Raw genomic sequence first — 16,390 nt, 5'->3', positions numbered from 1 at the left:
GCTAGCTGGCCAGCAAGCGGAGGGCGTCGACCGGCATCTCCGCGTGGGTAGCACCTTCGCCTGCCACCCCGCCGCTATTGGCCAACAAGGCATGAAAGGTTACGTCCCCGCTCCTGAGATGGACCTGGGTGGTGGCACCAGTGAAGACCCGCCGCTCCACTACAACGGGCAGTCCGTTGTCTGGCTCTCCTTCGACCAGCCGGACCCGCTCGGGCCGAATGACCACGCGACAGCGCCCTACTGGTCCGTCACCTGTCGCCCGAAGCACTCGGTCCCCAACCTGGACCCTCCCCCCGCCCAGGTGTTCCACATCGAGGAGGTTGGCCACGCCCAGGAAATCGGCCACCGAACCGTCGATCGGCTCCTCATAGACCTCCCGAGGGGTCCCCACCTGCACCAGACGGCCCTCGTCCATCACGGCCAAGCGGTCGCTCATCGTCAACGCCTCCTCCTGGTCGTGGGTGACGTACACAAAGGTGATTCCGATCGCCTGCTGGAGGCTGCGTAACTCCACCTGAAGGGCCTTGCGGAGTCGGGCATCCAGCGCCCCCAACGGTTCGTCGAGCAACAGGACCCGCGGCTCCAGTATCAGGGCTCGGGCCAGGGCAACGCGCTGCTGCTGCCCTCCGGAAAGTTGGTGGGGGCGCCGGCCCTCCAAGCCACCGAGTTCGACCAGGTCCAGCGCCCGGGCGACCCGCGTCCCCACCTCATCGGTTGAGACCTTCTGGAACCGAAGCCCGAAGGCCACATTGCGCTCCACGGTGAGGTGGGGGAAAAGCGCGTAACTCTGGAAGACGGTGTTGACCGGGCGGTGTTCCGGCGCTAGGTCGGTCACCTCCTCACCGTCAATCCACACCGAGCCCCGGTCCGGCCGTTCGAAGCCCCCAATGATGCGCAGCGTTGTGGTCTTGCCGCATCCCGACGGCCCGAGGAGTGAGAAGAACTCCCCGGACGCTATGTCAAGGTCGATGCCCCGGACCACGGCCACGTCGTCGAACCGCTTCTCGAGGTCGGAAAGGACCACGTGGCCCGTGGCGACCGCCATTGGCGCAGCGTACCGGCTCGGACTGCGATGAACTGACGGGTCAGTCAGTATGGTGCAATCGGTGGAAGAGTCGCAGGGGCACAAGCCGGCCGTCGAGAAGCGTCGAATAGAGATCCTTGAGGCAGCCTGCGCGGTCATGGGCAAGCAGGGGATCGCCGCCACTCGGGTGGGCGACGTGGCGAAGCACCTCGGGATCTCGACCGGTCTCGTCCACTACCACTTCGACACCAAGGATGAACTCCTAGCCGCCGCGTTCAGGCACGCCGCCGAAAAGGAACTAGCGGCTTTACGGATTCTGGTGGAAACCGGCGGAACACCAAGAGAACTCCTCGACATAGTGATCAACAATTTCTACCCAGCCAGCGGCTTTTCTAGCTGGCGACTATGGATCGAGGGCTGGGCGGTCGCGCTGCAGTCCGAGTCCTTCCGGCAGACGGTCATGGAGTTGGACGAGGCCTGGGTCGAGGTTCTCGCTGAAGCCCTCACAGACGGTGTCGCCTCCGGGGACTTCTCCTGTGTCAACCCCCGGGACTCAGCATGGCGACTGGCCTGCCTAATTGAGGGGTTGGCCATCCAGCAGGTAGCCCACGGCGGGGTGATCAACGATGTCGAAACGCGACGCTTGGTTGCCGACGCGGTCGAGGCCGAGATCGGCTAGCCCCTCGCTCGACAGAATCCGGCCTGGTAACAGGTCATCAAGCCTGGTCCTCCAGCGGACGAACGCTTCGGAGCCACCGACGGCGTCGAGCATGTCGGTCACCGGAGCGTCGGCAGTGAAGCGACACAGAAGGTTCGAGATCCGCCACACGATCATTCCGGTCCGTCGGAGTTGCGCACGCCCTGGACCGTAAGGCGGGGGGTTAGCTGCTCGGTAGCAATCACCAGGTGCAGGAGGGCACCGGTGTCTGAGGCCAGTGCCCGCTCGAAGGCTGGTGCAAACCGGTCAGTCCGGTCGACCCGCTCGGCATGCATGCCGTAGGCACCGGCCAGGGCAACGAAGTCGGGGTTCACGAGATCGGTGGCCGAAACACGACCCGGATGGTGCAACTCCTGGTGCATGCGGATCGTCCCCCACGACGAGTTGTCCAGCACCAGGACGATGGGGCGGGCGTCGGCCTGCAGGGCGGTGCCCAGTTCCTGGATGTTCATCTGCACGTCGCCATCGCCAGCAAAGCAGATGACGATGCGATCCGGGTCGACAATCTTGGCCGCCACGGCAGCAGGCAGGCCGTAGCCCATGGTCCCGTTCTGGGGGGCCAGTAGCCGGGCCTCGGAACCGTAGAGCATGAACTTGTTGGGCCAGACCGAGAAGTTTCCGGCCCCGTTGGTGACCACCACGTCTGACGGAAGTCGTTCGCGCAACCACGCCGTGACCTCACCCATGTCCAGGTCTCCCAGCTGGGATGGACAGTCCAGAGTGGCCTCAAAGGCGGCCCGTCGTCCGGTCCGCCATCCCGCCCAGCGCGCACGATCCGCGCCCGCCGGAACGGCTCCCGCTAGCAGGGCAGCGGCCATGGCATTCGGGCCTGCCTGAACGGTGGCCACCGGTGTCACGACCTTCCCAAACTCGTACGCCGACGGGTGCATGTGCACGATCTGCTGGTCGTTGGGGCGACCATCCGTTCCGAAGAGCGTGTAGACGGCAGTCGTCATCTCGCCGAACCGGCAGTTCAGGGCCAGCACCACGTCGGCGGTCTCCAGGGTCTCCCGCACGGCTGGCGGCATCCCTACCCCCGCCTCACCCGTATACCGGGCGTTCGTGTTGTCGAACAGGTCGTGTCGCCGGAACGAGACGACCACAGGTAGATCAGCGGCCTCGGTGAAGGCGGCCAGCGAAGTCCGCCCGACATCGGTCCATCCGCCTCCCCCGGCGAGGACCACAGGTCGCTCGGCGCCAGCCAGAACGGACTGCACCGCAGCCACCCCACCATCTGTGGGGTCCTGCTCGGTGACCTCTACCGCCGGACCCGGTTTGGCCGTCGTCAGGTCACGCAGGACGTCCTCCGGCAGGGCAACCACGACGGGCCCCGGCCGGCCGCTGGTGGCAATGGTGAACGCCGCGGTTACCACCTGGGGTAGGTCTGCGGCGTTGTCCACCTCGACCACCCACTTGGCCAGGTCGTCGAAGAACGACGTGTACTCGACCTCCTGAAAGGCCTCCAATCCCCGATGGGGACGCCCCACCTGGCCGACGAATAGGACCATGGGCGTCGAACCCTGGTCGGCGGTGTGCACCCCGATGGATGCGTTGGTGGCCCCGGGTCCCCGGGTCACGAAACACACCCCGACCCTTCCGGTGAAACGGGCCCATGCCTCGGTCATATAGGCAGCGCCGCCCTCCTGGCGACAAGGCACGTACCGGAGACGATCCTCTACGTCGTGGAGAGCGTCCAGGACCGCCAGGTAGCTCTCGCCGGGCACCCCGAACGCCGTGTCGACCCCCTGGGCCAGGAGGCAGTCGACCAGCAGGGCACCGCCGGTGCGACGTCCGGTCATCCGTCCCCGCCGGACCCGCCGCCAGGTGACCCGTCATCAGAAGGCCGGTCCCTGCTGGCCAGAAATACGACGCAGGCCGATAGGAAGAGCACCGATCCGATGGTGAACAGGACGTCGCCGATCCGGATGGACGCCACCACGAACACCAATGCACACGCCAAGAAGAGCCACCAGCTCAGCCCTTCGGTGTCCCTCCAGAACGGCTGTGATCCCATGGGCCATAGCCTGCCAGTTCCAAACGTTGGGCTGCGACGTGGCGGCCGGCCACGACTACCGTCCGACCATGGACTTGGGCATTGCCGGACGTACTGCGCTGATCACCGGGGCCTCTGCCGGCCTTGGTCTGGCCTCTGCGCAGGCTCTGGCCGCTGAGGGGGTACGGGTAGCATTGGTCTCGCGGTCAACCGAAAAGCTGGCCGCCGCGCTACCCACTGTTGCCGGCGAGCCGGTCTCCGTCGCTGCGGACCTGACCGACGACGAGTCGATCGACGCCATGTTGTCCGAAGTAGTGGCAACCCTCGGCCACGTGGACATCCTGGTGGCCAACGCCGGCGGACCGCCTCCAGGCACGTTCACCTCCACTGACGACGACCTCTACCCGGCGGCCCTCCAGTTGAACCTGCTGGCCCACGTCCGGATGTGCCGGGCCCTCATCCCGCCCATGCGCGAGCGAGGTTGGGGACGGGTAGTGGCCATCACTTCGGCCACGGTGCGCGAACCGTCCCCGAACCTGATGCTTTCCAACACCGCCCGGGCCGGACTGACAGCGTTCCTCAAGACCACGGCCACGGAGGTGGCCGGCGACGGGGTGACGGTCAACTCGGTCCAGCCGGGCCTGCACGCCACCAGCCGCCTGCGCGAACTCTACGACGACCTGGACGCCGTAGCCGCCGACCACCCCATGGGGCGGATCGGCGACCCGGGCGACTTTGGGCGGATCGTGGCCTTCCTGTGCTCGGAGACCGCCAACTATGTCAACGGCACCGGCCTACCGGTGGAGGGCGGTTCTCTCAAAGGGTCCTGACCTTGTTTATTTGCAGCAGGTTCCCTCGCGAAGACGCCACCCACAGCAAACCGGAAAGCAGTACTCGGCAACCGCCGAAGATCCCGTTGAACGTCAGCGAACTCTTCGCTCCACCCTGCCCTTTGCCAGCCGAAAGTGGCTGAGATGATCACCATACGCAGCGTGTCCAATCCGGATCCTCATCGGTGCGGGCATACCTCCGCCCCGGCTGAATCGCGGCGGGACGGACCGCCGTCAGTCCAGGTCGGCCAGTACCTCCAGAAACCGATCGTTCTCGGCTGGTGTGCCTATCGTGACCCGGATCCCCACTCCTGGAAACGGTCGGACCACCACGCCCCGCCGTTCCAAAGCGGGAAAGACCTCGTCGGTACGCTCACCCAGAGGCAGCCACACGAAGTTGGCGTGGGCGTCGGGCACCTCCCACCCAGCGTCCCGCAGAGCCACCGCCACCCGGTCGCGTTCCGAGGTCAGCCGGTCGATCACGACCTGCACCTCATCACGGGCGGCAATGGCGGCTAACGACCCCACCTGGGCCAGATGGTTCACGGCAAACGGGATCAGGACCTTGTCGATCTGCTCGGCCACCGACGGGTCGGCCACGCCATACCCGGTCCGGAGGGCCGCCAAACCGTAAGCCTTGGAGAACGTCCGCAGCACCACCACGTTGGGATGATCAGGCACCAGGGCGGCGATCGGATCACCCAGGTCCGCGGTCACGAACTCCCGGTAAGCCTCGTCGACCACAACCAGCACGTCGTCGGGCACCCGCTCCACCAGCGAACGGATCCGATCCACGTGCAGCGCGGTCCCAGTCGGATTGTTGGGGTTGGCCAGCACCACCAGCTTGGTCCGGCGCGTCACGGCCGCGGCCAACGCATCCAGATCGGCGGTGTGTCCAGCCAGCGGAACCGCCACCTCGGTGGCCGCGGTGATCGCCACATCCACCGGATAGGCCTCAAACGACGGCCACGGATAGACCACCTCGTCTCCAGGGTCGACGTAGGCCAAGAAGAGCTGCTGAAGCAGGCCGACTGACCCGCAGCCCGTAACTACCCGTCCGACGTCGACACCCAGCCATCCGGCCAGGGCATGACGGAGCTCGACCGCCCCATGGTCGCCGTAACGGTTCACCTCGCCGACCGCCGCGGCCACCGCCTTGACCACCGATGCCACCGGCGGGTACGGGTTCTCGTTGGATGACAACTTGACCGCTTGGGCCTCGTCGGTCGAATCGAGGCCGTGCTCGTCGGCGGCCATGGCCACCGACTTTCCGGGCCGATACGAGGCCATGGCAGCGACGGATGCCCTCGGTCGCCCCACCGTCATGGCGTCTCCTCCTCGGTTGGCTGGTCAGCGGTCGACGGGACGGGAGCGCAGTGTGCACCCCGGCCGGGATTGAACAGGTCGTTTGGGTCCAGTGCCGCCTTAACCCGACGCATCATGTCCAACTCCACGGGCGACTTCTGACGTCCCACACGGTCCAGGAGGTCTTGGCCCACACCGTGTTCGGCACTCACCGTGCCGCCCATGCTCCACAGCAGCTCGTCGATGGCGTCGGTAATCGTGGCAGCCAGATCGGAATCCATTCGGCTGCCCCGCTCGAGGGCGGGTACGACGTAGAGGTGCAGGTTGCCGTCGCCTAGATGGCCGAATGAGTAGACGACGGCATGGTCGCCACACATCTCGACGGTCACCGCCTCGACGGCCCGCTGGAACTCGGCCACGCGGTCAATGGGCACCGCGGCGTCGAACTTTGCCCCCTTGGCGTCGAACAGGGTCTCGGGCGGAAGTTCGTCGCGCATCAGCCAGAGGTTCTCCTCCTGGGCGACGGTCATGGCCACCGTGGCGTCCACCACCAGGCCGGCACCGAGCGCGTCGGCCAGAAACCCCTCGGCAGTGGCGTCCATCGAAGAGCTACCGGAAAACCGGGCCAGCAAGTACCAGTCCGCCACCGTCGCCAGCGGACGCAGCACACCGAACGCGCCAATGGTGCCGGCCACTCCGGTCTCGGGGACCAGTTCAAAAGCCGTCAAGCCGCCGTGGTCCCGCGCGCAGGCCATGGCAAAGAGCTCGTGCACGGCATCTAGGTCGGACAGCGCGGCGAACATCGTGCGGTGGTGGTCCTGTCGGGGGTAGAGGCGTAGCACCGCCTGGGTCACGACACCCAGTGATCCCTCGCCTCCGATGAACAGGTGCTTGAGGTCGTACCCGGTGTTGTCCTTTCGCAGCGCCCGCAGCCCGTCGAACACCTCGCCGTCGGCCAGCACAACCTCGAGTCCCAGCACGCTGTCCCGGGCTGGCCCGTAACGCAGCACGTTTAAGCCACCAGCGTTGGTCGACACCGCGCCACCCACCGTGGCCGTGCCCCGGGCCCCCCAGTCCATGCCCAGCTCCAGATCTACCGCGGCGGCCGCCTGCTGGACCTGCTCGATGGTGCAGCCCGCCTCGGCGGTGATGGTGAAGCGGGCCGGGTCGACCGAAACGATCCGGTTCATGCGGGAGGTGGACAAGAGGACCGATGGACGATCCGTGGTGGGAACTGAACCACCAGACAGCGACGTGTGGCCTCCCTGGCTGACGATGGCCACGCCGGCCGCCGCGCACAGTCGCACCACGGCCCGGACCTCGTCGACTGAGTTGGGTCGGGCCACCAGGAGCGGCGTCCCGGAGAACACACCCCGGTAGTCGACGGTCAGATGCAGCGCGTCGGACGGCTCCAGCCATCCCCCGGCGCCAAGGATGGCCTGTAGTTCGTCGACCAGTCGTGCTTCCGGCGAGGAGACCTCAAGCATCGGCGCATCGTAGGACAACCCCACAAGGCCGATCCGTTGAGGGACCCGTCAGCCGGTGCCGTACACCGCGCCACCGTCAACCTTGATGACCGAGCCGGTGGCGAACGACGAAGCGTCCGACGCCAGGTACAGCGCCGCACCAACGATCTCGTGCGCCTCGCCGGCCCTCCCCAGGGCCAGCCGACGGCGGAACCCCTCATGTGCGCTTTCCGGCCAGTGGGTGGAGATGTCAGTCAGGAACGGGCCGGGTTGCAGGCAGTTGACCCGCACCGTCGGCCCGTAGGCCCGGGCGAACGACTCGGTCAACGAATGTACGCCAGCCTTGGCAGCTCCGTAGATGGCCTCGACGGCCGTAGGCGCCGATGCCGAGATGGAGCTCACGTTGATGATGCTCCCGCCACCGTCGGCCACCATCCGGGTACCAAAGGCGGCCGACAGGCGAAACGTGCCCCGTAGGTTCACGGCGATCGTCTTGTCGAAGAGCTCAGGCGTGACCTCCTCTAACGACGGGTAGAGCGGTGAGCTGCCGGCGTTGTTGACCAGCACGTCGCAACGGCCGAAGGCCTCATAGGTGGCCTGGACCAGGGCATCGCACTGGTCCCAGTCGCCGACGTGGCACACCACCGGGAGGATCCGGCGGCCCGTCGCCTCGGCCACCTCGTCAGCGAGGGCGGTGCAGTTCTCGAGCTTGCGGCTGGCCACCACCACGTTGGCTCCGCACCGGGCGAACGCCTCCACCATGGCCCGGCCTAGTCCCCGGCTCCCTCCGGTCACCACGACCACCCGATCGGCCAGATCGACGAGTTGCTGTTCAGGGTGGCGTTTGATCAGGTCCGGCACAGAAGCGATTCTGACAGCCCGCCTAGGGTGCGCCCATGACCGGAGCGGGTGACCACGATCGGGGGGTCCTCCCTCTACCAATCGCCATCCTGAACGGCCGCAAGTCACTCAGCATGCGGTTCACCCCCGACACTCGACATCCGGTGCGCGAGGATCAACAGCCATGACCGATGGATTCCGCACCCGGGGCATCAATCACCTGGCGTTGGTGTGTCGCGACATGGCTGCCACCGTGGCCTTCTACGAGGGCGTGCTGGGCCTGCCGCTGGTCAAGACCATTGAGTTGGGCGGCGGTGGGGGCCAGCACTTCTTCTTCGACTGTGGCAACGGCGACTCGATTGCCTTCTTCTGGTTCACCGATTCCCCACCGGCCGCTCCCGGGGTGGCCTCTCCAGCCGCCATGCCCGGCGAGGGTGACTTCCGCACGGCCCACGGCTCGATGAACCACGTGGCCCTCGATGTCGACCCCGCCGACATCGACGGTTACGTCCAGCGCCTACGCGACGCGGGCGTGCCCTGCACCGAAGTCATGAACCACGACGATTCCGAATGGGGAGTGGCCGCTGACCCCGGAGGAAGCGTGTTCGTCCGGTCGATCTATTTCATGGACCCTGACGGCATCCAACTGGAGTTCGCCGCCTGGACGCGCACCCTGGGGCCCGGCGACGTGTCTCACGCGCCGGCCCGAGGGTCTGACTGACGCCTTCGCCGGCGGTCCGGCACCACGGATAGAGGCTTAGACGAAGTCGGCGTACTTCTCGAGGTGGCGCACCGGGGTGGACAGTGCATCCTTGCGGAATGGGTCCCCCAGTTCCTTGGTGCACATGACCTCGATGACCGTGGTCTTGCCGTCGTTCATCTGGGCGTCGATAGCGGCTGTCAGTGCGGGACCGACGTCCTCCAACTGGTTCACCCTGACGCCCTCGGCTCCCATGGCCCGGGCGATCTCGGCGTAGTTCTCCTCGCCGTCCAGTTCGCCGGCCACGAACCGGTGGCCGTAGAAGTCGACCTGATTCTTCTTCTCGGCACCCCACTGGCGGTTGTGGAAGACCACCGCGGTAACCGGAATGTCGTGGCGCACTGCGGTCATCGTCTCGACCATACTCATGGCCCACGCGCCGTCACCGGCGTACGAGACGGCTGGTCGATCCGGAGCAGCGGCCTTGGCGCCGATGATGGTCGGCAGGGCGTAACCGCAGTTGCCCCAGCTCATGGCGGCGAAGAAGGAACGGGGCTCCTCGAAGCGCAGGTAACTGTTGGCAACCGAGTTGATGTTGCCGATGTCAGTGGACACCATGACCCGGGCCGGCATGGCCTTCTCCAGCTCGCGTAGGACCTGGCGGGGGTGCATCCAGTTGTCCTTCTCCTGGACGGCCTCCTTGATCATGTCGATGCTGAAGTCATCGGTCTCGTGCGTCCAGTCGTCCAGCTCGGCTTCCCAGTCAGCCTTCTCGTCGGCCATGAGCTGGGCCCGCTCGACCGTCGTAGCGTCGCAGGCCAGGGTGCGATCAGCCAGTCGGTCGGTGAGAGCAACGGCAGCCGCACCGGCGTCGCCGCAGATCCCGACAGAGATCTTCTTGACCAGGCCGAGCATCTTGTGGTCGGCGTCGACCTGGATGATCTTGGCGTCCTTGGGCCAATAGTCCATGTCGTGCTGGGGCAGGGTGCCGAACGGGCCGAGGCGGGTTCCCAGCGCCAGGACGACGTCGGCCTGGGCGATCAACTTCATGGCAGCCTTGGAGCCCTGGTAGCCCAGCGGGCCGCACCACTGCGGATGGCTGGCCGGGAACGAGTCGTTGTGTAGGTAACTGTTCACCACCGGGCAGCCCAGGCGCTCGGCCAGAGCAACGGCCTCGGCCATGGCGTCGCCCATGACCACGCCGCCGCCCGACACCATCACCGGGAACTTCGCAGCAGCGAGCATGTCGGCTGCAGCGTTCAGGCTGTCGTCGCCTCCGGGGCCACGATCGAGCACCATTGGCTTAGCGATCTCCACGTCGATGTCGCCGTAGAAGCGGTCGCGGGGGATGTTCAGCTGGGTGGGACCGATCTCAGACATGGCCCGGTCGAAGCAGCGGGCGGTGATCTCGGCCATACGATTCTCATTGGCAATGTGACCCTGGTACTTGACGAACTCCTGGAACATCGGGAGTTGGTTGGCCTCCTGGAAGCCTCCTAGGCCCTGGCCCATGGTCCCGGTCTCCGGGGTGATCATGACCACCGGGCTGTGGGCCCAAAAGGCCGCGGCGATGGCCGTCACGCAGTTGGAGACGCCGGGGCCATTTTGGCCGATGACCACCCCGTGGCGACCGCTGACCCGGGCATAGCCGTCGGCCATGTGGGCAGCACCCTGCTCGTGGACTACAGGCACCAGGCGGATGCCGGCCGGAGCGAAGATGTCCATGGCGTCCATGAACGCCGAGCCCATGATGCCGAACGTGGTGGTGACGTCATTGGCCACCATCGTCTCGACGAAGGCCTCGCTGGGGGTCATGCGGGTCATCGGTGCACTCCTACCGGGTGTGGGTTCGATCAGACACGCCACCGGGAGCAACTCTCGAGCGCGTGGAAGTGAGAGCCTATAACGGATCCGTGAGACTGTCTAGAGCCATCGTGCGATGGTCAAATCACCTACGACGGCCTGCTGGGAACTTCCACGACAGGGCGTCCCGGATGACCCGAGTCCCCGGCCATGCAGGCCTCAGTCGGTCAGGTGGCTGCCCAGTCCCAGGAGCAGTTCCAGGCAGACCTCGAGGTCGGACACCTCGACGAACTCGTCGGGTCGATGGGCCACAGCGATGTCACCGGGTCCCCACACCACCGAGGGCATCCCGGCCGCCTGGTAGAGACCGGCCTCGGTCCCGTAGGCCACCACCCCGACCGGTGGATCACCACCCAGCAGGGACCGCATGAGGTCCAGAGCCGGGGACGACTCCTCCCATTCAAGGCCGTCGATCTCACACACCGCCTCGGTCTCGATGGCGGCTTCAGGGTGCACGGCGCGCATCTCGGCCAATAGCCCCGACTCAAGTGCAGCCATCCGGTCCTTCACGAACCCGGCGTCGCTGCCCTGCACGGGGCGCATCTCCCAGTCGAACGAACAGCCCCCGGCCACTGTGCAGCGAGCCAGCCCACCGTTGATCACGCCAACGTTCGTAGTGGTATGTATCGGCTCGAACCGACTACCGGCCGGCGCCCGCTCGACCAGTTCTTCCTCGAGGCCCAGCAGACCGCCGATCCAACGGGTGGCGTAGTGCACGGCACTAACCGCCTCGGCCGGGCGGGAACTGTGTCCGTTCATACCGGTGACCGTGGTGGTGTACTCATAACAGCCCTTGTGGGCCCCAACCACTTTCAGGCCGGTCGGCTCGCCGACGATGGCCACGGCGGGCCGGGGCGCGTCGGCCAACGAATCAATGAGGATCGGAGCGCCGTGGAAACCGTCCTCCTCGTCGAAGGTGAGGGCCACGTGGACGGGCCGAACCAGATCGAGCGCCGCCCATCGGGGGACCAGGGCCAGCACGCAGGCCAAGAATCCCTTCATGTCGGCCGTGCCCCGCCCGTAGATGCGGTCGCCACGGCGGGTGGCAGTGAAGGGCGGCGAGGTCCAGTCACCAAGGTCGACGGGGACCACATCACTGTGGCCGGCCAACATGATCCCGCCGTCGACGACCGGTCCGATGGTGGCGAAGAGGTTGGCCTTCGTCTTGGTCTCGTCATGCGAGAGCAGAATCTCCGAGCAGTACGGCCGGAGCAGATCCTCCACGTGGGCTATCAGGTCGACGTTCGGGGTGAGGGCGACCGACGGGAAGGCGATCAGGCCGTCGAGGATGGCCAGCATCTGATCGACTGGTGACCCGTCAGTGGTCGGCGCAGGCACGGTCACCCCTTCACGTGGATGCCGCGAGACACGTCGGCCAGTGGCTCGCCGGGACCGTTCTCGACGACCACGAAGCTCTCGGTGATCTCCAGGCCCCAGGTGTCCATCCAGAGGCCGGGCATGAAGTGGAAGGTCATGCCCGGCTCCAGCACCGACTCGTCGGTATCTCGCAGCGAGATGGTCCGCTCCCCCCAGTCCGGCGGGTAGCTGATGCCAATGGGGTAACCACAGCGGCCCTCCTTGTGGAAGCCAGCGTCCTCCATCACCGAGAAAAAGGCTCGGGCCATGTCGCACGCCCGGCTACCGGCCCGGGCCGCGCCCAACCCTGCGTCGAGGCCGTCAAGCACGGCCTTTTCGGCCCGGCGCATCTCGTCGGGCGGGGTGCCTAGGAACGACGTCCGGCACAGCGGTAATTGGTAGCGACGGTGAGCACCAGCGATCTCGAAAAACGACCCCTCGCCGCTCTTCAACGGCTTGTCATCCCAGGTCAAGTGGGGGGCCGAGGCTTCGGCTCCAGTTGGCATCATGGGTACGAAGGCCGGGTAGTCGCCTCCGAACTCCTCGGTGCCCGATACGCCGGTGGCGTAGATCTCGGCCACGAGGTCGCACTTTCGCATACCCGGTTCGATGATGTCGCGGATCCGGGCGTGCATGCGTTCCACGATCCGGGCGCCCCGCCGCATGTACACGAGTTCCTGGTCGGACTTGACCCCGCGCTGCCAGTTGACGAGCGCCGTGGCGTCCACAACATCGGCGTCGGGCAACCTGGCACACAGGTTCTGGTGAGCGGCCGCCGAGTAGTAGTAGTTGTCAAGTTCAACGCCGACCCGGGCCGAACCATGACCCATCCCGTCCAAGAGGTCAGCTAACTGGCCGAAAGCGTGCTTCTCGGTCGACATGACATGGTCGTCGGAGTAGTCAAGTATCCGGGACTCATCCATGTAGACGGTGAGGCGGGCGCCATTGGCGTCCATACGTCGTCCCCACCACCACGGCTCGCCGTCGTGAGTGACCACCACGGCCTGCGGGGTATAGAACGACCACCCGTCGTAGCCGGTCAGCCACGACATGTTTGACGGGTCGGCGGCCACAAGAACCTCGATGCCGTGAGCCTCCATAGCTCTACGCACCTTCGCCAGGCGCTGTGCGTACTCCTCACGGCTAAACGGAAGCTCAACATCTGGCATGGTTTCCCTCTCCTCTCGGGTGTCGGCCCGGCTCGGTCATTGGGCTGAGGTTCGCGAAGGCTAGATCGGACGCGTGCCCACCGAGGGTGGGTCATCCGGTGGCAGAACGAGAACAACCATGGCCGTCCAGAGGCTGCGGCTAATCGGGGCGAAAGCCAACGGTGCCACCAGCGAAGTAGCGACCGTGGGTACCAGGACCTCGAGCACCTCTGGGTCGGGCCATGCCACGACGAACGCAACGACCAACACGATCAGGATCGCCACAGTGGACAGGACGGTGTTAACAGCCACGGCGCCGATCCAGTGACCGTGAGTGCGCTCAAAGACGAGCCCACAACTGGGGCACGCCTCACGGATCCGCAACCAGCCCCGACGGGACGGACGGCGGAACAAGCCCCGTCCCCCACATCCCGGGCAGGCTGCCACGATCCCCCTGGACAGAACCCGCATCCGACCTGCTCCGTCCATTATCCGAACATACTGGCGACCCGACCTCACCCACCGGTGTGGAACACCGGAGCCTCGGCTACCGTCCGCGGCCGTGCCGATACTCACCGACGAGCAGGTCTCCCGGTACCGGAACGACGGCTGGCTCGCCCCGATCAACGTACTTACGACCGCCGAGGCCTCTGCTGCCCTAGCCGCCCTCGAAGAGGCCGAAGCCCGATTCCCCGAGGACCTGCATGGTGACCACCGCAACAACGCTCACCTAGTCCTGCCGTTCCTGGCCGACCTGGCCCTCCACCCGACAATCCTGGGCTGCGTTGCGTCACTCGTGGACCGGCCCGCTGCCCTGCTCAATTCAGTGCTGTTCATCAAGGACCCGGATGCCACGGCCTACGTAAGTTGGCATCAGGACTCCACCTACATGGGGATCGAGGGGACCGACATGGTCACAGCCTGGCTGGCTCTAACTCCCAGCACGTCGGAAAACGGCTGCGTGGCCATGGCCCCGGCCACCCACCTAGACGGCATCCGCCCCCACGAGGACCGGTACGGGCAAGACAACATCCTCACTCGAGGTCAGCACGTGAGCGGGTTCGACCCCGACACGGCTGTCGACGTGGTGCTCCAGCCCGGCCAGATGTCGCTCCACCATCCACACCTGATCCACGGGTCACGGCCCAACGAATCCGATACCCGACGGGTGGGCGTGGCCTTCCAGTCCTACATCGGCGTCGACGCCCGCCCGGAACGAGGTGAGCACCACGTGCTGGTCGTAGGCAACGACCCCGTGGATCCGGCGTTCCTCGTCGTGCCCCGACCAGAAACCGAGATGACTGACGACGGCCGAGCAGTCCGGGCGTCGGCCAACGCCGCCCTGTCCGATGTGTTGTACCACGGCGCTACCGAGCGACGCTCCTACTGACGCCGTTCCTCCCGATCAGCCCACCAGCACCTGAGCCCGCCACATGAATTCGAACACGTCGACACCCACCCCGGCGATGACAAGGGCAGGGTGAAACTCAAGGTTCAGTTTCGGTATAGATGCTCAATACCAAGCGTCATCTTCGGAACCCTTGCGTTCGGCCATGAACGCCTGCAACTCGGAATCCGTCCCCGGATCGATCTCCGGCGGCTCGTAGTCGGCCAGCATGCGCTTCCAGAGGGCGTTGGCCCGCTGCTGCATGTCCCGCCCCCCATCCTCGGCCCACTGCTCGAAGGAGTTGGTGTCGAGGAGTACTGAGTTGTAGTTGGCTTCCTCGAAGTGGGCCAGGGTGTGGGCAGTCCCCAGATGGGCCGTTCCCGGCCCAGCCTCCCGATAACCCTCAACGGCCAACGAGTCGTCGTCGACCACTAGACCCCCCATGCGTCGGGTGAGCATCCCCAGGTGGTCGGCATCCATCACGAACTTCTCGTAACCGGTGACCAGCCCGCCCTCCAGCCAGCCAGCGGCCTGGTGCACGAAGTTGGCCCCAGCGTAGATGGACGCCCCCATGGCGTCGGCCGACTCCATCATCGCCTGGGCGTCGGCCACCTTGGACGCCGTGTAGTGACCGCCGCAACGCAGTGGCAGTCCCAGTCGGCGCGACAGCTGACCCATGGCGTAGGTGGCTAGTACCGCCTCGGGCGTCCCGAACGTCGGTGCTCCGCTGCGCAGGTCCATGGTGGTCAAAAAGCTGCCGTACACCACCGGTGAACCAGAGCGCACCAGTTGGGCCAGAGCGATGCCCACCATGGTCTCAGCGTGAGCCTGGGCGATGAGCGCCGGCTGGGTGACCGGACCCATGGCACCCCCGATGATGAACGGTGAAATCACGTTGGCCTGGTTGGCCCGGGCATAGGTCTTGAGCGCCCCGGTCATCACGTCGTCGAACACCAGCGGCGAATTGACATTGATGTTCCCCTGGACAACGCAGTCCCGTTCGAGGCGGTCGGCTCCGAAGACGATGCGGGCCATGGCGACAGAGTCCTCGGCCCGCTCCGGCGCCGTCACCGCACCCATGAACGGCTTGGTCGACCAGCGCAGGTGGGCGTACACCATGTCCAGGTGCCGCTTATTGACAGGAACGTCCACTGGCTCGCACACCGTGCCACCTGAGTGCTGCAGCCACGGCGACACGTAGGCCAGCTTCACTAGGTTCTCGAAGTCGACCAGCGTGGCGTAGCGCCGGCCGTCGTCGAGGTCCGACACGAACGGTGACCCGTAGGCCGGTGAGAAGACGACGTGGTCGCCACCGACGGTGACCGTATGGCGTTCATCGCGCCCGTGCATGGCGAACTCGGCCGGCGCCGTGGTGCACAGGCTCCGGGCCAGGCCTGGATCGAACCGCACCCGCTCCCCCTCGACGCGGGCACCCACCGCCCGGAACAGTTCGACAGCCTCCTCGTCCCCCCGGATTTCGATGCCGATCTCATCGAGGATCCAGTCGGCGTGGGCCTCGAGGCGGTCCAGCGACCCCTCGTCGAGCAGGTCGTAGGTGGGGATGCGCCGGCGAGGTTGCAGCACCCCGGCGACCGATTCAGTCGCCCGTGCAGCAGCGCGCGCACCCCGGCCTCCTCGACGGCGCTCACCGATCATCGACAGCCCCACATCTCAGACGACCCCACTTCAGACGATCGCTTCAGACAGTTTCGGTACGGTAATCGCTTCGAAGGCTTCGGGTTCACGATCGGAGCCGGTCG

15 protein-coding genes are annotated in these 16,390 nt (G+C 66.1%); 4 read left to right on the top strand and 11 right to left on the bottom strand.

Going from position 1 to position 16,390, the window contains the following annotated elements; genetic code table 11:
• Position 1 precedes the first annotated feature (1 nt).
• A complete protein-coding gene (locus QF777_01955) occupies positions 2-1,045 on the bottom strand; it encodes an ABC transporter ATP-binding protein (GenBank protein ID MDP6910314.1) in 1,044 nt (347 codons plus the stop codon).
• A gap of 61 nt (positions 1,046-1,106) precedes the next feature.
• On the opposite strand from QF777_01955, the gene QF777_01950 reads away from it, so the two are divergent.
• The gene (locus QF777_01950) at positions 1,107-1,703 is read left to right on the top strand and encodes a TetR family transcriptional regulator C-terminal domain-containing protein (protein ID MDP6910313.1); all 597 of its coding nucleotides are present in this window, start codon (positions 1,107-1,109) and stop codon (positions 1,701-1,703) included.
• 152 nt (positions 1,704-1,855) lie between these two features.
• On the opposite strand, the gene QF777_01945 is transcribed toward QF777_01950, so the two are convergent.
• Together QF777_01945 and QF777_01940 are read right to left on the bottom strand one after the other, a co-directional pair.
• Positions 1,856-3,541 carry a thiamine pyrophosphate-binding protein gene (locus QF777_01945; protein MDP6910312.1) on the bottom strand — a complete coding sequence of 562 codons (1,686 nt, stop codon included), beginning with the start codon at positions 3,539-3,541 and terminating at the stop codon, positions 1,856-1,858.
• A complete protein-coding gene (locus tag QF777_01940) occupies positions 3,538-3,756 on the bottom strand; it encodes a hypothetical protein (protein MDP6910311.1) in 219 nt (72 codons plus the stop codon). The genes QF777_01945 and QF777_01940 overlap by 4 nt, the downstream gene beginning before the upstream one ends.
• Before the next feature lie 68 nt (positions 3,757-3,824).
• On the opposite strand from QF777_01940, the gene QF777_01935 reads away from it, so the two are divergent.
• Positions 3,825-4,565: an SDR family oxidoreductase gene (locus tag QF777_01935; GenBank protein ID MDP6910310.1), complete on the top strand. Its 741-nt coding sequence runs from the start codon at positions 3,825-3,827 to the stop codon at positions 4,563-4,565.
• 234 nt (positions 4,566-4,799) lie between these two features.
• Here the strand turns inward: QF777_01935 and hisC are convergent, their stop codons facing one another.
• From hisC to QF777_01920, 3 genes are read right to left on the bottom strand one after another with little or no spacing between them, the layout of a single operon-like run.
• Complete coding sequence (gene hisC, locus QF777_01930; GenBank protein ID MDP6910309.1) at positions 4,800-5,891, bottom strand: histidinol-phosphate transaminase; 1,092 nt, start codon at positions 5,889-5,891, stop codon at positions 4,800-4,802.
• The gene (locus QF777_01925) at positions 5,888-7,357 is read right to left on the bottom strand and encodes an FAD-binding oxidoreductase (protein ID MDP6910308.1); all 1,470 of its coding nucleotides are present in this window, start codon (positions 7,355-7,357) and stop codon (positions 5,888-5,890) included. The genes hisC and QF777_01925 overlap by 4 nt, the downstream gene beginning before the upstream one ends.
• 48 nt (positions 7,358-7,405) lie before the next feature.
• Positions 7,406-8,197, bottom strand: coding sequence for an SDR family oxidoreductase (locus QF777_01920; protein MDP6910307.1), 792 nt, complete (start codon positions 8,195-8,197; stop codon positions 7,406-7,408).
• A 163-nt stretch (positions 8,198-8,360) separates the two neighbouring features.
• On the opposite strand from QF777_01920, the gene QF777_01915 reads away from it, so the two are divergent.
• Positions 8,361-8,897 (top strand): VOC family protein, encoded by a 537-nt coding sequence (locus QF777_01915; GenBank protein ID MDP6910306.1) that lies wholly within the window; start codon positions 8,361-8,363, stop codon positions 8,895-8,897.
• A 36-nt stretch (positions 8,898-8,933) separates the two neighbouring features.
• On the opposite strand, the gene xsc is transcribed toward QF777_01915, so the two are convergent.
• The 4 genes from xsc to QF777_01895 all read right to left on the bottom strand — a co-directional run bounded on the left by xsc (position 8,934) and on the right by QF777_01895 (position 13,732).
• Positions 8,934-10,700: a sulfoacetaldehyde acetyltransferase gene (xsc, locus tag QF777_01910; GenBank protein ID MDP6910305.1), complete on the bottom strand. Its 1,767-nt coding sequence runs from the start codon at positions 10,698-10,700 to the stop codon at positions 8,934-8,936.
• A gap of 198 nt (positions 10,701-10,898) precedes the next feature.
• Positions 10,899-12,077: an acetylornithine deacetylase gene (argE, locus tag QF777_01905; GenBank protein ID MDP6910304.1), complete on the bottom strand. Its 1,179-nt coding sequence runs from the start codon at positions 12,075-12,077 to the stop codon at positions 10,899-10,901.
• 2 nt (positions 12,078-12,079) lie between these two features.
• Complete coding sequence (locus tag QF777_01900) at positions 12,080-13,264, bottom strand: M24 family metallopeptidase (GenBank protein ID MDP6910303.1); 1,185 nt, start codon at positions 13,262-13,264, stop codon at positions 12,080-12,082.
• A 60-nt stretch (positions 13,265-13,324) separates the two neighbouring features.
• The gene (locus QF777_01895; protein MDP6910302.1) at positions 13,325-13,732 is read right to left on the bottom strand and encodes a DUF983 domain-containing protein; all 408 of its coding nucleotides are present in this window, start codon (positions 13,730-13,732) and stop codon (positions 13,325-13,327) included.
• Positions 13,733-13,805: 73 nt separating this feature from the next.
• Here QF777_01895 and QF777_01890 point away from each other — a divergent pair, with 73 nt between their 5' ends.
• Complete coding sequence (locus tag QF777_01890; protein MDP6910301.1) at positions 13,806-14,633, top strand: phytanoyl-CoA dioxygenase family protein; 828 nt, start codon at positions 13,806-13,808, stop codon at positions 14,631-14,633.
• Between the two features lie 123 nt (positions 14,634-14,756).
• Here QF777_01890 and QF777_01885 read toward each other — a convergent pair whose 3' ends face one another.
• Entirely contained in the window at positions 14,757-16,286 is a 1,530-nt protein-coding gene (locus tag QF777_01885; GenBank protein ID MDP6910300.1) for a trimethylamine methyltransferase family protein, read from the bottom strand.
• Between the last annotated feature and the right edge of the window lie 104 nt (positions 16,287-16,390).

The organism is Acidimicrobiales bacterium, assembly GCA_030747595.1.
In the GTDB taxonomy this organism is placed as follows: Bacteria; Actinomycetota; Acidimicrobiia; order Acidimicrobiales; family MedAcidi-G1; genus UBA9410.
Note: the sequence above shows the minus strand (reverse complement) of the source record. Positions and strands in the feature narration are given on the sequence as shown.